This window comes from Tardiphaga sp. 866_E4_N1_4, from assembly GCF_052076075.1.
Lineage (GTDB): Bacteria > Pseudomonadota > Alphaproteobacteria > Rhizobiales > Xanthobacteraceae > Tardiphaga > Tardiphaga robiniae.
This window is the reverse complement of record NZ_CP197242.1, coordinates 2,361,532-2,377,921: the sequence shown is the minus strand read 5'-3', so window position 1 is coordinate 2,377,921 and position 16,390 is coordinate 2,361,532. Positions and strand designations below refer to the sequence as shown.

The 16,390-nt window shown below is 60.9% G+C and carries 14 protein-coding genes; 9 read left to right on the top strand and 5 right to left on the bottom strand.

All coding sequences use genetic code 11. The features are described 5' to 3' along the window. Window positions 1-6 precede the first annotated feature (6 nt). The 5 genes from cysW (at window position 7) to AB8B20_RS11665 (ending at window position 4,619) form a co-directional block, all read left to right on the top strand. Window positions 7-900, top strand: coding sequence for a sulfate ABC transporter permease subunit CysW (gene cysW / locus AB8B20_RS11685; protein WP_093756815.1), 894 nt, complete (start codon window positions 7-9; stop codon window positions 898-900). Next, window positions 890-1,930: a sulfate/molybdate ABC transporter ATP-binding protein gene (locus tag AB8B20_RS11680; RefSeq protein WP_089265416.1), complete on the top strand. Its 1,041-nt coding sequence runs from the start codon at window positions 890-892 to the stop codon at window positions 1,928-1,930. The genes cysW and AB8B20_RS11680 overlap by 11 nt, the downstream gene beginning before the upstream one ends. An 84-nt stretch (window positions 1,931-2,014) precedes the next feature. After that, window positions 2,015-2,524: a CAP domain-containing protein gene (locus tag AB8B20_RS11675; RefSeq protein ID WP_231079717.1), complete on the top strand. Its 510-nt coding sequence runs from the start codon at window positions 2,015-2,017 to the stop codon at window positions 2,522-2,524. Between the two features lie 110 nt (window positions 2,525-2,634). Continuing rightward, on the top strand, window positions 2,635-3,831 hold the full coding sequence (locus tag AB8B20_RS11670) for a DUF3734 domain-containing protein (protein ID WP_093756813.1): 1,197 nt from the start codon (window positions 2,635-2,637) through the stop codon (window positions 3,829-3,831). After that, window positions 3,831-4,619, top strand: a complete 789-nt coding sequence (locus tag AB8B20_RS11665) for a 3-hydroxybutyrate dehydrogenase (RefSeq protein ID WP_089265413.1) — start codon at window positions 3,831-3,833, stop codon at window positions 4,617-4,619. The genes AB8B20_RS11670 and AB8B20_RS11665 overlap by 1 nt, the downstream gene beginning before the upstream one ends. A gap of 40 nt (window positions 4,620-4,659) precedes the next feature. Here the strand turns inward: AB8B20_RS11665 and AB8B20_RS11660 are convergent, their stop codons facing one another. Beyond that, the gene (locus AB8B20_RS11660; protein ID WP_439072677.1) at window positions 4,660-6,036 is read right to left on the bottom strand and encodes a flippase; all 1,377 of its coding nucleotides are present in this window, start codon (window positions 6,034-6,036) and stop codon (window positions 4,660-4,662) included. 114 nt (window positions 6,037-6,150) lie between these two features. Continuing rightward, on the bottom strand, window positions 6,151-6,978 hold the full coding sequence (locus AB8B20_RS11655) for a protein-disulfide reductase DsbD domain-containing protein (protein WP_089265411.1): 828 nt from the start codon (window positions 6,976-6,978) through the stop codon (window positions 6,151-6,153). A gap of 154 nt (window positions 6,979-7,132) precedes the next feature. Here AB8B20_RS11655 and AB8B20_RS11650 point away from each other — a divergent pair, with 154 nt between their 5' ends. After that, a complete protein-coding gene (locus AB8B20_RS11650; RefSeq protein ID WP_089265410.1) occupies window positions 7,133-7,771 on the top strand; it encodes a YqgE/AlgH family protein in 639 nt (212 codons plus the stop codon). A gap of 2 nt (window positions 7,772-7,773) precedes the next feature. Here AB8B20_RS11650 and AB8B20_RS11645 read toward each other — a convergent pair whose 3' ends face one another. The 3 genes from AB8B20_RS11645 to AB8B20_RS11635 all read right to left on the bottom strand — a co-directional run bounded on the left by AB8B20_RS11645 (window position 7,774) and on the right by AB8B20_RS11635 (window position 13,529). After that, complete coding sequence (locus tag AB8B20_RS11645) at window positions 7,774-9,384, bottom strand: hypothetical protein (RefSeq protein WP_439072676.1); 1,611 nt, start codon at window positions 9,382-9,384, stop codon at window positions 7,774-7,776. 149 nt (window positions 9,385-9,533) lie between these two features. Further along, on the bottom strand, window positions 9,534-12,410 hold the full coding sequence (locus AB8B20_RS11640) for an EAL domain-containing protein (RefSeq protein WP_170849563.1): 2,877 nt from the start codon (window positions 12,408-12,410) through the stop codon (window positions 9,534-9,536). 123 nt (window positions 12,411-12,533) lie between these two features. Further along, entirely contained in the window at window positions 12,534-13,529 is a 996-nt protein-coding gene (locus tag AB8B20_RS11635) for an NAD(P)H-quinone oxidoreductase (RefSeq protein WP_093756808.1), read from the bottom strand. 109 nt (window positions 13,530-13,638) lie between these two features. On the opposite strand from AB8B20_RS11635, the gene AB8B20_RS11630 reads away from it, so the two are divergent. The 3 genes from AB8B20_RS11630 to AB8B20_RS11620 all read left to right on the top strand — a co-directional run bounded on the left by AB8B20_RS11630 (window position 13,639) and on the right by AB8B20_RS11620 (window position 16,085). Beyond that, window positions 13,639-13,830 carry a DUF1192 domain-containing protein gene (locus AB8B20_RS11630; RefSeq protein WP_089265408.1) on the top strand — a complete coding sequence of 64 codons (192 nt, stop codon included), beginning with the start codon at window positions 13,639-13,641 and terminating at the stop codon, window positions 13,828-13,830. Window positions 13,831-14,400: 570 nt separating this feature from the next. Next, the gene (gene rcdA / locus AB8B20_RS11625; RefSeq protein WP_089265407.1) at window positions 14,401-14,913 is read left to right on the top strand and encodes a protease adaptor protein RcdA; all 513 of its coding nucleotides are present in this window, start codon (window positions 14,401-14,403) and stop codon (window positions 14,911-14,913) included. An 86-nt stretch (window positions 14,914-14,999) separates the two neighbouring features. Then, entirely contained in the window at window positions 15,000-16,085 is a 1,086-nt protein-coding gene (locus tag AB8B20_RS11620) for an acyltransferase family protein (RefSeq protein ID WP_439072675.1), read from the top strand. The last annotated feature ends 305 nt before the right edge of the window (window positions 16,086-16,390 follow it).

Below are 16,390 nucleotides of genomic sequence, written 5' to 3'. Positions count from 1 at the left end.
CCTGACATGACCATTACAATTATCAATTCGCCAGTCACCGTGGAGCGCGCCCAGTCCGTGGCACGACAGGACCTGCATACCGAGCCATGGCTCGTGCGCGGCATCATTATCGGTGTCGCAGTGATGTTCCTGACAGTGTTCGTGGTCCTCCCGCTGATTTTGGTATTCTCGGAGGCATTGTCCAAGGGCGTCGGGTTCTATCTGTCGGCCTTGGCAGATTCCGAGGCGCTCTCGGCCATCTGGCTGACGCTGATCACTGCAGTGATCTCGGTCAGCCTCAATCTGGTATTCGGCGTTGCCGCCGCTTGGGCGGTGGCCAAATTCGAATTCAGGGGCAAGACCTTGCTGGTCACCCTGATCGATCTGCCGTTCTCGGTCAGCCCCGTTATCTCCGGTCTGGTATTCGTGCTGCTGTTTGGTGCGCAGGGTTTCTTTGGGCCATGGCTGATGGCGCATGGCATCAACATTCTGTTTGCCGTGCCGGCGATCGTGTTGGCGACCACCTTCGTCACCTTCCCGTTCGTCGCCCGGGAATTGATTCCGCTGATGCAGGAACAGGGGTCGCAGGAGGAAGAGGCTGCGATATCGCTCGGGGCGAGTGGCTGGCGTACCTTCGTTGTGGTGACGCTCCCCAACATCAAATGGGGCCTGCTCTACGGCGTACTGTTGTGCAATGCGCGGGCGATGGGTGAGTTTGGCGCGGTTTCGGTGGTGTCGGGCCACATTCGCGGCGAGACCAACACCATGCCGCTGCTGGTGGAAATCCTGTATAATGAATATCAACTGGTGGCGTCGTTCGCGATCGCGTCATTGCTGGCTCTGCTGGCGCTCTTGACGCTGATCGCAAAGACCATCCTCGAAGGCCAGATTGAAGAAGGACAGCTGCCCCGTGACGATTGAAGTTCGGAATATCGTAAAGCAGTACGGTGCCTTCAAGGCGCTGGATAATGTCGACCTCAGGGTTGCTGATGGTGAGTTGCTCGCGCTGCTCGGACCGTCCGGTTCCGGCAAGACGTCATTGCTGCGAATTATCGCAGGGCTCGATTGGCCGGATTCCGGTGAAGTCTCGTTCGATGGCGAAAACGCATTGGCGCGCGGCGCCGGCGAGCGCCACGTCGGTTTCGTGTTTCAGCACTATGCGTTGTTCCGCCATATGAGCGTGTTCGAGAATGTGGCCTTCGGCCTGCGCGTGCAGCCGCGCGCCGTGCGCAAGAGCGAAGCGCAGATCCGCGCGCGGGTGAAGGAGTTGCTCGATCTCGTGCAGCTCGACTGGCTCGCCAATCGCTATCCCAGCCAGCTCTCGGGCGGCCAGCGGCAGCGCATTGCGCTGGCGCGTGCGCTCGCCATCGAGCCGCGCATTCTGCTGCTCGATGAGCCGTTCGGCGCGCTCGATGCCAAGGTCCGCAAGGAACTACGCCAATGGCTGCGCACGTTGCACGAGGAAATCCATGTTACCTCGATCTTCGTCACGCATGATCAGGAGGAGGCGCTCGAAGTCGCCAACCGCGTCGTGGTGATGGACAAGGGCAAGATCGAACAGATCGGCACGCCTGGCGACGTTTACGATAACCCGGCGACGGCTTTCGTGCACTCATTCATAGGTGAATCGATCGTGCTCCCGGTCGATGTAAGCGACGGCCAGGTGAAGCTCGGCCATCGCCCGCTCAACATCGATGCGGGCAGTGCAAGCGGGCCGTCGAAATTGTTTGTTCGTCGTCACGACATGCAGATCGGTCCGCTCGGCGAGGGAGCCCTCGAAGGCACCGTGCGCCGCGTCCGCACCTTCGGCCCGATCCAGCGCGCCGACATCGCGTTGTCCGGCGATGATACGCTGGTGGAGATCGATGCCCCGCGCGACCGTCCGCTCACCACGGGCGATGCGATCAGCCTGCAGCCGCGGCGCTACCGGATCTTTGCCGGGCAGGAGTGACTGGCGCTTTCTAAAAATCCCCTGCGTTCACCTTTCGGCCACGGTTGGTGTGCAACAACGGCCCCTTGATTTGGGGGATTGCCGATGAAGCGGGTGGCTCTGGCCAGTCTGGGATTTCTGTTGCTGGCAGGGTGCGCGGGGACCGTCGATACCGTGCCGGACCAGCCCACCATGTATCTCAGCATGGCCAATGGTGGCGCCAAGCTCGATCCTGTGGCTGCGGCCTCGATGATCTCGCTGTACCGGCAGAACAATGGCCTCGGCCCGGTTGTGGTCGATCCCGCATTAATGGCGTTGGCTGAAGACCAGTCCACCGCCATGGCCAAACGGAACAAACTCGATCACGACGTCAAGGCGCCGCTGGCCAAGCGTCTGAATGCCGGCGGTTATCCGGCGACTCTGGCGGTCGAGAACGTCTCGGCCGGCTATCACACTATGGCTGAGGCCTTTTCTGGCTGGCGGGACTCGCCACCGCACCGGGCCAATATGCTGAAGTCCGGTGTCACAAAACTGGGCATTGCGGCGATCTATGCTCCCAACACCAAATACAAGGTGTTCTGGACCATGATCCTGGCTTCGACGGATTCCAAATAGGCCATTCAGGATAGCTGAAGCGTGATGGTGCTCCGCACCATCCATGATTGACGCCGCCGCAAGGGGACGCCACGGTATGGTTCCCGTCGCCGACAGGATCGAGTGGTCTCATGGATATGTCCGATCAGCCTCAATCCAGCGCTGCCAGCAAGCCTGCCGAAGCAAAGCGTGTCCTGGTGCTGCAGGGCGGCGGCGCGCTCGGCTCCTATCAGGCCGGCGCCTATGAGGCGCTATGCCACCATGATTTCGAGCCGGAATGGGTGGCTGGCATCTCCATCGGTGCCATCAACGCGGCGATCATCGCGGGCAACGAGCGCGACAAGCGGATCGGCAAGCTCAAGGAATTCTGGGAGATGGCGGCATCGCCGGTCCCTTGGAGCCCGATGCTGACGGATGATCGCGCGCGCTCTTATTTCTACGAGGCAGGCGCCGCTGTCATTGCTACATTCGGCGTGCCAGGCTTTTTCGTGCCGCGGATTCCACCAGCACCACTGTGGCCGCCCGGCAGTCCGCAGTCGCAGAGCTTTTACGATACCGCGCCGCTGAAGGCGACGCTGGAGCGGCTGGTCGACTTTGATCGTCTCAACGATTGCAAGACCCGGTTAAGTGTCGGCGCGGTGAGCGTGACCACCGGCAACTTCACTTATTTCGACAACACGCTCTTCAAGAAAGATCGCAAAAGGATCGAGCCCGAGCACATCATGGCCTCCGGTGCGTTGCCGCCGGGGTTTCCCTCGATCGTCATCGATGGCGAGCATTTCTGGGACGGCGGCATCGCCTCAAACACACCGCTGGATTTCGTACTGGATGACGTCACCAGCGATCTACTGATCTTTCAGGTCGACCTGTTCAGCGCGCGCGGGCCATTGCCGCAGTCGATCCTGGAAGCGCAGGAACGCGAAAAGGACATTCGCTATTCCAGCCGCACCCGCATGAATACCGACAAGAACAAGAAGATCCACAACATCCGCAAGGCGCTGCGTGATCTGATTGGTAAATTGCCGGCAGAACTGAAGCAGGATCCTGGAGTGGCGCTGTTGTCGGAAGCCGCGAAGGAAAATACCGTCACGGTGGTGCATCTGATCTATACGAGCAAGAATTACGAGTCGTCGTCGAAGGACTACAATTTCTCACGCATCGGGATGGTGGAGCACTGGGGTGCCGGCGAGCGCGATGTATTCCTCTCGATGCGCCACAAGGACTGGTTCGAGCGACCGCAATCCGATGAATCGATGGTGACGCATGCGCTCACCGCCGACGATTACAATGACCTCCCGCAGCATTTGACGTCCAACAGGAGCAAGTAATGGCTAATCTCACAGGCAAGACCGCCGTCGTCACCGGTTCGACCAGCGGCATCGGCCTCGCTTATGCGCGCGCTTTCGCAAGCGCTGGCGCCAATATCGTCATCAACGGCATGGGCGCGCCTGCTGACATCGAGAAGGAACGCGCGGCGATCGAGAGCGACTTCAAGGTCAAGGCGATCCATTCGCCGGCAGACATGACCAAGCCGGCCGAAATTGCCGAAATGATCGCGCTCGGCGAGAAGACCTATGGATCGGTGGATATTCTCGTCAACAATGCGGGCATCCAGTTTGTGTCTCCGATCGAGGAATTCCCGATCGAGAAGTGGGATGCGATCATCGCCATCAATCTCTCCTCGGCCTTCCACGGCATCCGCGCCGCCGTGCCCGGCATGAAAAAGCGCGGCTGGGGCCGCATCATCAACACCGCCTCGGCGCATTCGCTGGTCGCCTCGCCATTCAAGTCGGCCTATGTCTCTGCCAAGCACGGCATCGCCGGCCTGACCAAGACCGTGGCGCTGGAAGTGGCCACTCACAAAATCACCTGTAATTGTATTTCGCCTGGCTATGTCTGGACGCCGCTGGTCGAGAAACAGATCCCCGACACCATGAAGGCGCGCGGACTAACCAAAGAGCAGGTCATCAACGACGTCCTGCTCGAAGCGCAGCCGACGAAGGAATTCGTGACTTCCGAACAGGTCGCGGCCCTGGCGCTGTTTCTGTGCGGCGACGATGCGGCGCAGATCACCGGCACCAACCTGTCGATCGATGGCGGTTGGACGGCGGAATAAGTTTGCTTCCTGACCTCCTCCTGCTTTGCAGGGGAGGTTGTTAGGCGCGTTGCTTTCCGAAGGCGAGCACGTGCAGTCCAAGCCGCTGTCGCACGATCCAGAACAGCAGGATCGTCTCGAATGTAAGCGCGATCGACGTTGCCGCGGCGGCGCCATGGCCGCCGAATTTCGGCACCAACACGAGACACAGCACCAGGTTCATCACGAAAGCCGACGCGTAGGCCACGGCGCAAATATGTTGGTGACCGAGCATGTTGAGCAGCCGCTCGACGGGACCGATTGCGGCGCGCACCACGAGGCCGATGGCCGCGATGAACATGATGTCGTAACCGCTGGTGAATTGCGGACCGAACAGCCATAGCAGCGGCTTGCCCAAAGCGAGCAGGATCAGCGTAGCGGCGAGCGACGGCCAGAACGTCCACTTGATCGCGTGCGTGACGTAAGCGGCGAGTCGATCCTTGTCGCCAGCCGCGTGATATTCGGTGAAGCGATGCGCCGTTGTCGCCGACATCGCGTAATGAATGAACGACACCAGCGCCAGGGTCTTCACCACGGCGAAATACACACCGACTTCGTCAGATGAGACAAACTGCTGCAGCACCAGCACGTCGGTGTAGGACAGCAGCAGATAGAAGCTCTCGACCAGCAAGATCGGCAACGACACTGCGAGCCAGCCGCGATAGTCATAGGCCTTCGGGCCGGGCTCGATATGGGTGTGAAGCCGGCGATTGAGTACGATCATCTGGCCGATCATCGCAACCCAGACGGCTGCGACGCTGGCCAGCATTGCGATGGTCGCACCGAGCTTAAAGCCCAGTGCGAAGGCGCCGGCGGTGAAGCCGATGATGAGCGCCTGGCGGATGATGAATTGCGGCATCAGGCCGAGGCGCATCCAGTCATGGGAGCGCGCGATACCATCCTGCGTGTTGGCGACGACGAAGGCCGGCAGTGTCAGGCAGCCGAGATAGAGCGGCACCACCGTGTTGGCGTCAATCCACGGCGAGATGAGCTTGACGAGGCCAGCAAGCAGCAGCGAGATTGTCACCGAGACGATACCGGTCATCCAGCGGCTGCCGGAGAGGAAGCCGCGCAGTCGCGCGTGGTCGCCGCTGGCGCGATATTCCGGGATGATCTTCTGGGCTGAAGCGGCGATGCCGAAATCCATCATCGAGCCGAGCAGCAGCACCCAGGTCCAGACATAGACGTAGATGCCGTAATCCGACGTGCCCATCCAGCGCGCCAGCAGGATCTGCGAGAAATAAGCGAGGCCGGCGGAAATTACGCGGATGAGGAAGATGGTGCCGGCGAGGCGGCGCGTCAGCGAGGCTTCGCCTGAGCCGGTGAACAGCGCGCGCAGCCTGGCCTTGAGGCCGGCGGGCTCGCTTGCGGGTGCGGAGTCTGCGTCCATCACGGCCACGACAAGGTCCTCAGCCGCAGGCGTGCGGCAGCGGTCTGGCGTAGCAAGCAGTCGTTAACATCCGGTTGGACGGAGATGTACAGGTTGCGCGCAACAGGTCACGCGCCAGGGGTATCAGGGCAGGTTGACGTTGAATTCATAGGCGCGGTCGCTGCCGACCAGCGTCAGTTTCAGGGCCGCGCCATCGGTCGTGGCGCCGGGCGGCACGCCGTCGAGTTCGAAGCTGAAGCGCTTCACGCCCGGCGGGCTCTTGGCCTCGAGTTTGGGGATTGGCAGCGCCCATTCCGGCGTCGGGCCCTCGACGAACAGGTTGGGTTCGCTGCCTTCGGGCGCCACGACGTCAACGAACACATTCTTGCCCTCGCGCTTGAGGTCGCGCACCGTCAGCGGACTGGTGTCGCCCATGGTTGCCGGCTTAGGCACGGTATCGAGCGCCGCGGTCAGCGCGCCGTCTTCAGTGCTGGCCACGCTGGTAAAAGCGAGTTCGGCATTGGCGTCGACCGGAATGCATAGCTTGTCGCAGACCGCGTAATTGATCGCCGCACGGAGAATCACCGGCTTGCCGGGGTCTTTGGCGATCACCCGCATCGGTAGCACCACCTGTTTCACATAGCCCAGCGACAGGCCACCGGCGCCATCCTCGAATTTTTTCGGCGCCGGCCACAGGATAGTGACGGTATCCAGGTTCTCCGATTTGGAGAAATCGAAGCGGGGCGGAACCCCGGAATCACCGGGGTTCCGCCAGTAGGTGTGCCAGCCGGGCTGCAGCTGGATCGCTATACCCCCCAGCATCACAGGACCGCTACGCGAGCCTGCCACAAGCCTGATCTGCGAATGACTGTCTATCTGCCAAGGTGAGGTGTCCTCCGCCTGCGCGCTGCAGGTGAGGAGCAGGCCCGCGGCGCAGACAGCGACAATGTGGTGCGGAACAGATGCGGTCATCGGGCGTCCTTACAGCGTGGGCCTGTCATAAAGCCAAACCTGTCTTAAGCTATTGAACTGCTTGTGATCCGGTTTTCGTATGCGTTGCGGAAGGCTGATTGACAGAACCCAGACCCAATATCAGGATAGGCAACGAAATGAGAGCGGTTTGCTGATGGAACCCACTCGCAAGCGCCCCCGGAAAAGCCGCGCGAAATCCGGCGCCGGCGACACTGGCAACTACCTCGACGGGCAGTTGCTGATCGCCATGCCTGTGATGGAAGACGAGCGCTTCGCCCGTTCGGTGATTTACGTCTGCGCGCATTCGTCGGAAGGTGCCATGGGCATCATCGTCAATCGGCCTGCGGGGAGCATCGATTTTCCCGAATTGCTGGTTCAACTGGACATCATTGAAAAGTCCGACAGCATCAAGCTCCCGGAAAGCGCCGAAAGCATGAAAGTGCTGAAGGGCGGTCCGGTCGAGACCGGCCGCGGTTTCGTGCTGCATTCCAGCGATTTCTTCATCAAGGACGCGACATTGCCGATCGACGATGGCGTCTGCCTCACCGCGACCGTGGATATCTTGCGCGCCATCGCCAATGGCGGTGGACCCAAGCACGCGATTCTCGCGCTGGGCTATGCCGGCTGGGCGCCGGGCCAGCTGGAAGACGAAATCCAAGGCAACGGCTGGCTACATTGCGCAGCTGATGAGGATCTCATCTTCGGCGGTGATGTTGAGGAGAAGTATCTTCGCGCGCTGCAGAAGATCGGGATCGCCCCGGGGATGTTGTCGGCCGAGGCCGGGCACGCGTGACGTCAGGAGCCGGTGGAGCGCAACGGACACGCCACGTTGGTGGAGCCCAGTTGGGCACCTTCGATCTCCACACAGGGCTGCGACGCATCGATCATCAGGTCATAGGCAGCCAGTGCTTCTGCACGGAAGGGCCGACCTTTGATGTGCATCTCCCACACGCCGCCGGGCAACGGCTCCTTCAAACCCGCTCGGATACGATTATCGTACTTGCCGGCAGGCAGGATCGGCAAAGCGAGATCGGCAATCGTGTAGAAGCGGGATCCAGCAGGCAGGAGTGGTGCGACGAAAGCCAGCGGCTTGTCGAGTAACAGATAGGTCGCGGGCTGCGAGAGCCGCGATGAAATCATTGGCGCGTATGGATTTGACCATGGCCGTCGCCACCAGTCGGTTGGCTGCGACCACGCAGCGGTGATCGCTGCAATGATGAAGATCGAGCGGCTTGCGTGTTGGCTGACAGGATGCGTGGGGATGGTCCAGCGAAATGCCGTGACGATGCGTACCAGCAACAACACGATCAGTGGCCCGGTCAGCAATTCCAGCGCGACGGCATAGCGCTGGATCGAGAACAAAATCAGCCAGACCGCATAAGACGTGACAAAGAAGATCAGGAGCTGCAAGTCGCGCCTCGAAAAAATAGCGCGCGCATGCTTCATTTGAGCAATGAAGGCGATCGGAAGCAACACGCATAGCATCGCAAAGCGTGCGTCGCGAAACGGTAGCTCCGAGCTGCGGAAATTTCCGACGAGCCAATGAAATGGATAGGCTAGGCCATCCAGAATTCCCTTCGGAATGAACTGCCGATCGAGCAGCGTAATTTCTCGCATTTCCGGCGAGGGAAACAGACTATTCAACAGCGGAAAGAACGGATTGCCGAATTCACGCCACAGCATCAGGCTCCAGACGCCGCCCGTCATGATCGTGCCGATCGCGCCGCCGATGGCGAGGCAGGTCACGGCCACCAGAGGGCGTGTCGCGCCAAGTGCGGCGCCCGCCAGGCCAATTGCGAAGACGATGTTGGTGAGTTTGAAGCCGAGCGCGAGGCCGACCAAAATTCCGGCGACGATGTAACGTATTGGTCGCGGCTCATCGGCCGCCAGCATCAGCGCCAGCCCGGCGATAATCGGGATCGCAGTGAGAATGTCGGAAAAACTGGTGCCGACTTCCGACAGCGTCATCGGCCCCAGCGCAGCCAGCAGCAACGCAGCGACGATCGTCATCGCGTTGGCTGCGTGCCCGAGCACGATCCGTGACAGCCAATAGACCAGCGCGAGGTTGAGCCCATGCACCGCGCCCATGGTCATCCCGGCAATAGCCGGCGGCAGCGCGTGACGGAGATAGTACCAGGGGAAGTAGATGATCGGGTTGAAGTGGGTCTGGAAGCCCGGTGGGATTACATCGTGATCGTAACGGCCATTGAGCAATGCCCAGACGTTGTATTCGTGATAATTCTGCCAATCCCAATTGGCATCCTCGCCAGCCCATCCGGCATAGACCGCGCCGATCGCCATCGCGCCCGCCACAACAAAAAACGGCCGAAACCGGTCGTGAGGACGTGGGGCCGCAGCCGCGGCGTCGGCCAGAAATGGCAGTTCATGGGTGGAAATTGACGTCACGATGAGCGATGCAACCACAAATGAATATGGAGCTTGCCTACCAAGTGAATCTTGCCGAATTGCTAAATGTGAATCGCGCAATCTCTCCTTGCAGAGGGCAAGAGGTCGCAGGTGCGCAGGTATGGTTTACGAGTGGTATCCGGCTCGAATCAGCTCGCCGCTTCGAGCCGCTCTTCCGTTAGCATGCGCATCGCCGCATCCGCATCCATCGGCTCGCCAAAGGCAAAGCCCTGGGCGTATTCGCATCCGAGCTGATACATCTCCACCGCATCCGAATCTGTCTCGACGCCTTCAGCGACGACGTCCATGCCGAGATCGTGGGCCATCGCGATGATGGATTTGAGGATTACCGGGCGGGTGCCGCGCGAGGTGGTGCGGACGAAGGATTGGTCGATCTTCAACGTGTCGAACGGGAAGCGCTGCAGATAGGATAGCGACGAGTGGCCGGTGCCGAAATCGTCGAGCGAAAGACCCGTACCGAGTTCGCGGATCCGGTGCAGCATCTGCGCTGCATGTTCCGGATTTTCCATCACCAGCGATTCCGTGAGTTCGAGCTTCAGCGTGCCGCGCGCGACTGACGAGCGTGACAGCACGGTGCGGATGTCATGCAGGAGGTCGTGGCGCAGCAGTTGCCGCGAGGACACGTTGACGCTGGCGAAGATCGGTTCGCGCGAGCGCATCGCGCGCTGCCAGATCGCGAGCTGGCGTGCAGTCTGATCCATCACGAACATGCCGAGATCGATGATCAGGCCGATCTCCTCGGCGATCGCGATGAATTCCGACGGCGACATCCGGCCGAGCTTCGGATGGTCCCAACGCGCCAGCGCCTCGAAACCGGCGATGGAGCGATCTTCCAGCCGCACGATGGGCTGATACAGGATGGTGATTTCCTGGCGCTCGATGGCGCGCCGAAGTTCGGATTCCAGCGTTAGGCGATCTGTTTTGCGGGCGCGCATTGCCGGCTTGTAGACGTCGATCCGGTCGCCGCCGATCCGCTTCGAATGATACATCGCAAGCTCGGCATCCTTGATGAGCTCGTCGGTCAGGGGCACGGCGGGATCAGAGAGCGCGAGGCCGATCGAGGCCGTGAGGAAGATCTCGCGATCGTTGAAGGCAATCGGCGCGCGGATGGTCTTGCGGATGGTTTCGGCGAAGGCGGTGATCTTGGCCGCATCTTGTTCGGACATCAGGATCAGGCCGAACTGATCGCCGGCGAGGCGGGCCAGGGTGTCCTGCGGCTTGAGGATGCGAGTGAGGCGGCGGGCCAGCGTCAGAAGGATCGAGTCGCCGACGGCGATGCCAACGGAATCGTTGACCTGTTTGAAGCGATCGAGATCGATCACCATGATGGTTGGCCGCATGGTCGGCACCGTCTTGGAGAAATTCGCGACGGCGTTGAGGCGGTCAATGAACAGCTTGCGGTTTGGCAGACCGGTGAGATTGTCGTGCACCGAGTCGTGCAGCATGCGTTCTTCGGCATTCTTCATCTCGGTGACGTCGGTGAGGGTGCCGACCACGCGTGACACTTCGCCGTCGGAGCCGACCACCGGACGCGCCTTCAGCGCAAACCACATGAAGTGACCGTCGGGGGTGCGCAGGCGGAAGTCCTGCACGAGGCGGCCGCGACGCTGGTCGAGCACGCTGTCCAGCGCCGCCCGGAAGCGATCCTGATCGAGCGGGTGGAGCACTTCGAGCCAGCTTGCCGCGGGGCCTTCCAGCGTGCCGCGTTTGAGGCCGAGCAGTGCTTCGGTCTCGGGCGAGGTGAACACTTTGTCGGCGGAGACGTCCCAGTCCCAGATCAGGTCGCCGGAGCCGGTCAGCGCCAGCGCGCGGCGCTCGACGTCCGAGACGATGCCGTTGGTCGCGCCGCCGCCTGCGAAAGCATGCTGCATCACCGTGAAACCGATCAGCATCACGATCAGTACGAGGCCGCCGAGCAGCGCCGGGCCGACGATGTCATTGGTGACGCTGCCGGCGACGGTCATGCCCGCGGCAACGACCCAGACCACAAGCAGGAACCAGGTCGGGATCAGCAACACCGCGCGGTCGAAGCCATGGGTGGAGAGATAGACGATCAGCGCAAAGCCGGCGAAGGCGATCAGCACCAGCGAGATGCGCGCGATGCCCGAGGCGACGGCAGGATCGAACAGCGCGAGACCGACAAGAGAACCGAGGAAGGCCAGCCAGCCGAGCGTGATGTGCGAGTAGCGCACGTGCCATCGACTGAGATTGAGATAAGCAAACAGGAACACCAGCAGCGTCGCCGCCAGGATCGCTTCTCCCGATGCGCGCCAGACGCGCTCGGCGCCTTGGGACATGTCGAGCACCTTGCCCCAGAAGCCGAAGTCGACGCCGATATAGACCAGCACAGCCCAGGCCAGCGCCGCGGCGGCCGGGAACATGATGCTGCCCTTCACGACGAACAGGATCGTCAGCACCAGCGCCAAGAGGCCCGAGATGCCGATGACGATGCCTTGGTACAGCGTGAAGGAGTTGACCTTGTCCTTGTAGGCTTCCGGCTCCCACAGATAGAGTTGGGGCAGCTTGTTGGTGCGCAGTTCGGCGACGAAGGTGATGACAGCGCCGGGGTCGAGGGTGACGCGGAAGATATCGGCGGTGGCCGAGTCCTGACGTTCCGGACGGTCGCCGGTCGACGGCGTAATGGTCGCAATGCGCGAGAGGCCAAGATCGGGCCACAAGAGGCCGGACGACACGATGCGATAATGCGGTGCGACGATCAAACGATCGAGCTGATCGTCGGTGTTGTTGGCGAGCGCGAACACCACCCAGTTCTGGCCGGCTTCGCGGCCACGCACCTCGATGCGGCGAACGATGCCGTCGGTGCCGGGTGCGGTGGAGACCTGGATGCGATCGGTGTCGCTATGCTGATATTCGAGGATGCCGGTGAGATCGATCGCAGGCGCGTCACCGCGGACGCTGACAGCGTCAACAGCCTGTGCCGGTGCTGCGGCAACAACAATCATCAGGCCGAGCGCGAGCGGCGCGAGCCACCTGATCAAACGCAATGTCATTCTCCGCGATCAACAAAACATCGACCCTGCGTCACGCAGAAGCAGGGCCATTTCCCGACGCGCGATAAATGACATGAAAGCGAGATAAATCAAAGGGTTTCCGGCTGTTCTCCAGCCCTAAACGACCAACACAATTTTGCCAATATGTGCGCTGGTTTCCATGCGTTTGTGCGCGTCCGCAGCCTTTTCCAGCGGGAAAGTGCTGTCCATCAGGGGCTTAACCTTGCCAGACTTGAGCAGCGGCAGGACATTGGCCTCGATTGCCCTGACCATGGCGGCCTTGTCGGCATTGGTGCGGGGGCGCAGAGTCGAGCCGGTATAGTGCAGCCGCTTCACCATGATCTTGGCGGCGTTGATGGTGGCCTTCGGGCCGTTGAGCACCGCAATCTGCACGATGCGCCCATCGACGGCGGCGGCATCGAAGTTTTTCTCCACATAATCCGCGCCCACCATATCGAGGATCAGCTCGACGCCGGTCTTGGTGATTTCCTTGACGCGTTCGACGAAGTCCTCGGTCTTGTAGTTGATGGCGTGATCGGCGCCGAGCTTGAGGCAGGCATCGACCTTGTCCTGGGAGCCGACGGTGACGATCACCTTGGAACCTAGCGCCTTGGCGAGCTGGATCGCCATGGTGCCGATGCCGGAAGAGCCGCCATGGATCAGCACGGTCTCGCCGGGCTGCAATCCGCCACGCTCAAACACGTTATGCCAGACGGTCATCAGGGTTTCGGCGGTGGCGCCGGCCTCGGTCATCGAGAAGCCTTCGGGGACCGTCATCGCCTGCGCATCCTGTGCGATGCAATATTGCGCGTAGCCGCCGCCGGCGACCAGCGACATCACCTTGTCACCGAGCTTGTGTTTGGTGGCGCCTTCACCGAGGGCGACGACTTCACCGGAGATTTCGAGGCCGGGCAGATCGCTGGCGCCGGGCGGCGGCGGATAGGCGCCAGAGCGCTGTGCGACGTCCGGACGGTTCACACCGGCGGCTGCGACCTTCACCAGGATTTCGCCGGGACCCGGCTTTGGAACGGGGCGCGTTTCGGGAATCAGCACCTCGGGGCCGCCCGGTTTGCTGATACCAACGACGGTCATTTGCGTGGGCAGCTTTTCCATGATTTGTCCTTGCGGCGTACGGGATGTCGGCTGGCCATCTGATTAAACAGCCGGATCAACGCTGGCAACATCCGGTGCATATTCGAATTTGAGACGGGGAGGGCCCCAAATGGCGATCGACGACGACGACAAACCGAAGAAGAAGGTCAGCCATGAGGTCGGGCAGGACCTCTCGCTGCTATCGGTCGAGGAACTCGCCGAGCGGATCGCGCTGCTCAATGGCGAGATCGCGCGGCTGCAATCGAGCATGACCTTGAAGCGCGCGACGCGCGATGCGGCGGATCGCTTTTTCAAATCGTGACGGGCTATTGAACGGCGCTCTCCCGGCTCTCTGTCATTGCGAGGTGAAGGAAAGCTGTCCTGCAGCTTTCCTCTTAGCGAAGCAACGCGGCAATCCAGAAGCCATACGCGAAGAAAACTGGATTGCTTCGCTCTGCTCGCAATGGCGGACGAGAGGCCTGTGCAATACCGCCGACGCTTCCTCAGTCGCGATCCCGACATTGTCTCATTCCGATACAGTTTGCGAGGCGTCGCATGGCAAACGGATCGTGAAGAAAGCCCGCGTATTTACGCGCAATTAAGCTTTCTCGCATATTACTTAAATTGTCCTTGTTTGGACACCGAGTGGCTCCTGTCCACTCTGTTTGACGCCTCCCTGTTATCAACTTTAAAGCCGCCGGAAACGGCGGCTCTTTTTTTGGTACTCATGTCTTCTTTTGGGGCGTCCGCGATCGTTAAATCGCGTTGGAAACCATAAATACTTCTTTAATTTTACGCCGCTGGACTCTCACGCACGCACGCGTAATGATTTGTTCATCATAAGCCCGCCGTTCAGAGCTGGCTGCGAAACCATTTGCGTGAGGCGTTAACTATGTCGGATCGTTTGCACAGCGAACCCGCTCTCGTTCAGTTTAGCGAGCGGCTGACCAATTCTGCTGCCTTCGGCGCCTTGTTTCGCGAGGGGATGGATCTGGTCGAAGAGACCGCGGCCTATCTCGACGGCGTCGGCCGTAGCGAGGCCAAGGCACTGGATCGCTCCGTCAGCCTGACTTACGCCACCGAAAGCATGCGCCTCACCACCCGCCTCATGCAGCTTGCCTCATGGTTGCTGCTGCACCGTGCGGTGAAGGAAGGCGAGATGACGTTGACCCAGGCCAATCGTGAAAAGACCAAGGTCAAGCTCAGCGCCGCCGATCCGAGTCCGGAAGAAATGCTGCTCAAGCTGCCCGAGCAGCTGCAGATCCTGATCACGCGTTCGATGGTGCTGCAGACCAAGGTTCGTCGCCTCGACATCTCGATCCATGCCGCGACCACCACGCATGCGCCGATCGGCAATCCGCTGGTGCCGCAGCTCAATCGCCTGAAGGCTGCGTTCGAACGCTGATCGCGCGTCCCTCACATTCCTGAACGCTGTTCCTCGCTCGCCGCTCATGCGCTAAACATGAGCTCGGCGCAGCGGGGGCATTTGCGATGGCAGACGATATCAGGGCATTGACCGGGGTGCGCGGCGTCGCAGCCGCTGTCATCGTCGTGTATCATTTCGGTGACGTGCAGCTCGCAACCGGTGGCACGGGCTCATTCTTCCGCATTCCCTACGGCTATTTGCTCGTCGACCTGTTCTTCATGCTGTCAGGCTATGTGATGGCGCTGACCTATCGCGACGCGTTCCTGTATCTCACCGGCAAGGCCTTTGCGCATTTCATGCTGAAGCGGGTCGCGCGGCTGTACCCGGCCTATTTCATTATCGGACTGTTCTATGTGGCCAAGATCGCAGCCGGTCTGTCCGGCGAGAAGCTGGAGATGTATTCGGCCTGGGACTGGACCGGCAACCTGCTGATGATGACCGGCTGGGGTCTCTACATTTTCCCGATCATCGGCGTAGCCTGGGCGGCGAGCGCCGAAATGGGCTCCTATCTGCTGCTGCCGATCCTGATGCCCTTCACTCAGCGCGGCAGTAAGTGGATCGCGGGTCTCGCCGTGATCGTGGCGTTGCTCGGCATCTATGCTGTCAGCATCAGCGGCCGCGGTTCGGGCGGGCCGCTCGATGTCGTCAACGGTAATTCGCTCTATCCACTGCTGCGCGCGGTGGCGGGCTTCACGCTGGGCCTTGCAATCTTTCGCTTTGGGGATGTGGTCGATCGACTGTCGCCGAGCGTGCAGGACATTTTGGTGGTCGCGCTGCCGCTGGCCATCATCGCGGTCGGTCTCGCCGATGCGAGCGATCGCTTGATGTATCTGCTGTACATCCCGCTGGTCGCGGTGCTCTCGCGTGATGGCCGGATGGCGCAACTGCTGTTCGGCAACGCGCTGGTCTACCGGCTCGGCATCATCTCGTACTCGATCTATCTGATCCACCCGCTGTTCGTCAGTTTCGCTATCAGGACCTGGCGGCATTTAGGCCAGACCGAGACTGTCTATATCGCCGCATCGCTGGTCTGTTTCGCCATCATCTGGGCGCTGGCGGAAGTGAGCTATCGCTTCGTCGAGATGCCCGGGCGCAACTGGATCACGCAGCGGTTCATCCCGCGTAGAAGCGATGCGCCTGTGAAGGCGTAAGCCAGCCGGAGATGCTGTGAGCGGTGCGGCGCGATGCCGCAGACACTGGCGGTCCATTCTTTCAGATATCACCGCCAAACTGTCCGCAAATGTGAGCGATGCCACTGCACGAAGGGCTTCATCTCCCGCAAAGTACTGCTGCCATAGGGTTTCCCGACAGGAAGCCAGAGCGTTGGCCCGAGAGCAATGCGAGTTTTGAAGGCAGGTGGCGCCGGCTATCTTCGCATTGTTGCGGTGACTCCATGTCGCACGGGAGCAATCGCAACGATGTGGCATTGAAGCGCGGCCACACCGAAATTCCGCGC

Excerpts from the sequence above, each read along its gene's own strand:
- AB8B20_RS11675 (WP_231079717.1), top strand. The coding sequence starts at position 2,015 with ATGAAGCGGGTGGCTCTGGCCAGTCTGGGATTTCTGTTGCTGGCAGGG.
- cysW (WP_093756815.1), top strand. The coding sequence starts at position 7 with ATGACCATTACAATTATCAATTCGCCAGTCACCGTGGAGCGCGCCCAG.
- AB8B20_RS11670 (WP_093756813.1), top strand. The coding sequence starts at position 2,635 with ATGGATATGTCCGATCAGCCTCAATCCAGCGCTGCCAGCAAGCCTGCC.
- rcdA (WP_089265407.1), top strand. The coding sequence starts at position 14,401 with ATGTCGGATCGTTTGCACAGCGAACCCGCTCTCGTTCAGTTTAGCGAG.
- AB8B20_RS11655 (WP_089265411.1), bottom strand. The coding sequence starts at position 6,978 with ATGACCGCATCTGTTCCGCACCACATTGTCGCTGTCTGCGCCGCGGGC.
- AB8B20_RS11620 (WP_439072675.1), top strand. The coding sequence starts at position 15,000 with ATGGCAGACGATATCAGGGCATTGACCGGGGTGCGCGGCGTCGCAGCC.
- AB8B20_RS11665 (WP_089265413.1), top strand. The coding sequence starts at position 3,831 with ATGGCTAATCTCACAGGCAAGACCGCCGTCGTCACCGGTTCGACCAGC.
- AB8B20_RS11635 (WP_093756808.1), bottom strand. The coding sequence starts at position 13,529 with ATGGAAAAGCTGCCCACGCAAATGACCGTCGTTGGTATCAGCAAACCG.
- AB8B20_RS11630 (WP_089265408.1), top strand. The coding sequence starts at position 13,639 with ATGGCGATCGACGACGACGACAAACCGAAGAAGAAGGTCAGCCATGAG.
- AB8B20_RS11650 (WP_089265410.1), top strand. The coding sequence starts at position 7,133 with ATGGAACCCACTCGCAAGCGCCCCCGGAAAAGCCGCGCGAAATCCGGC.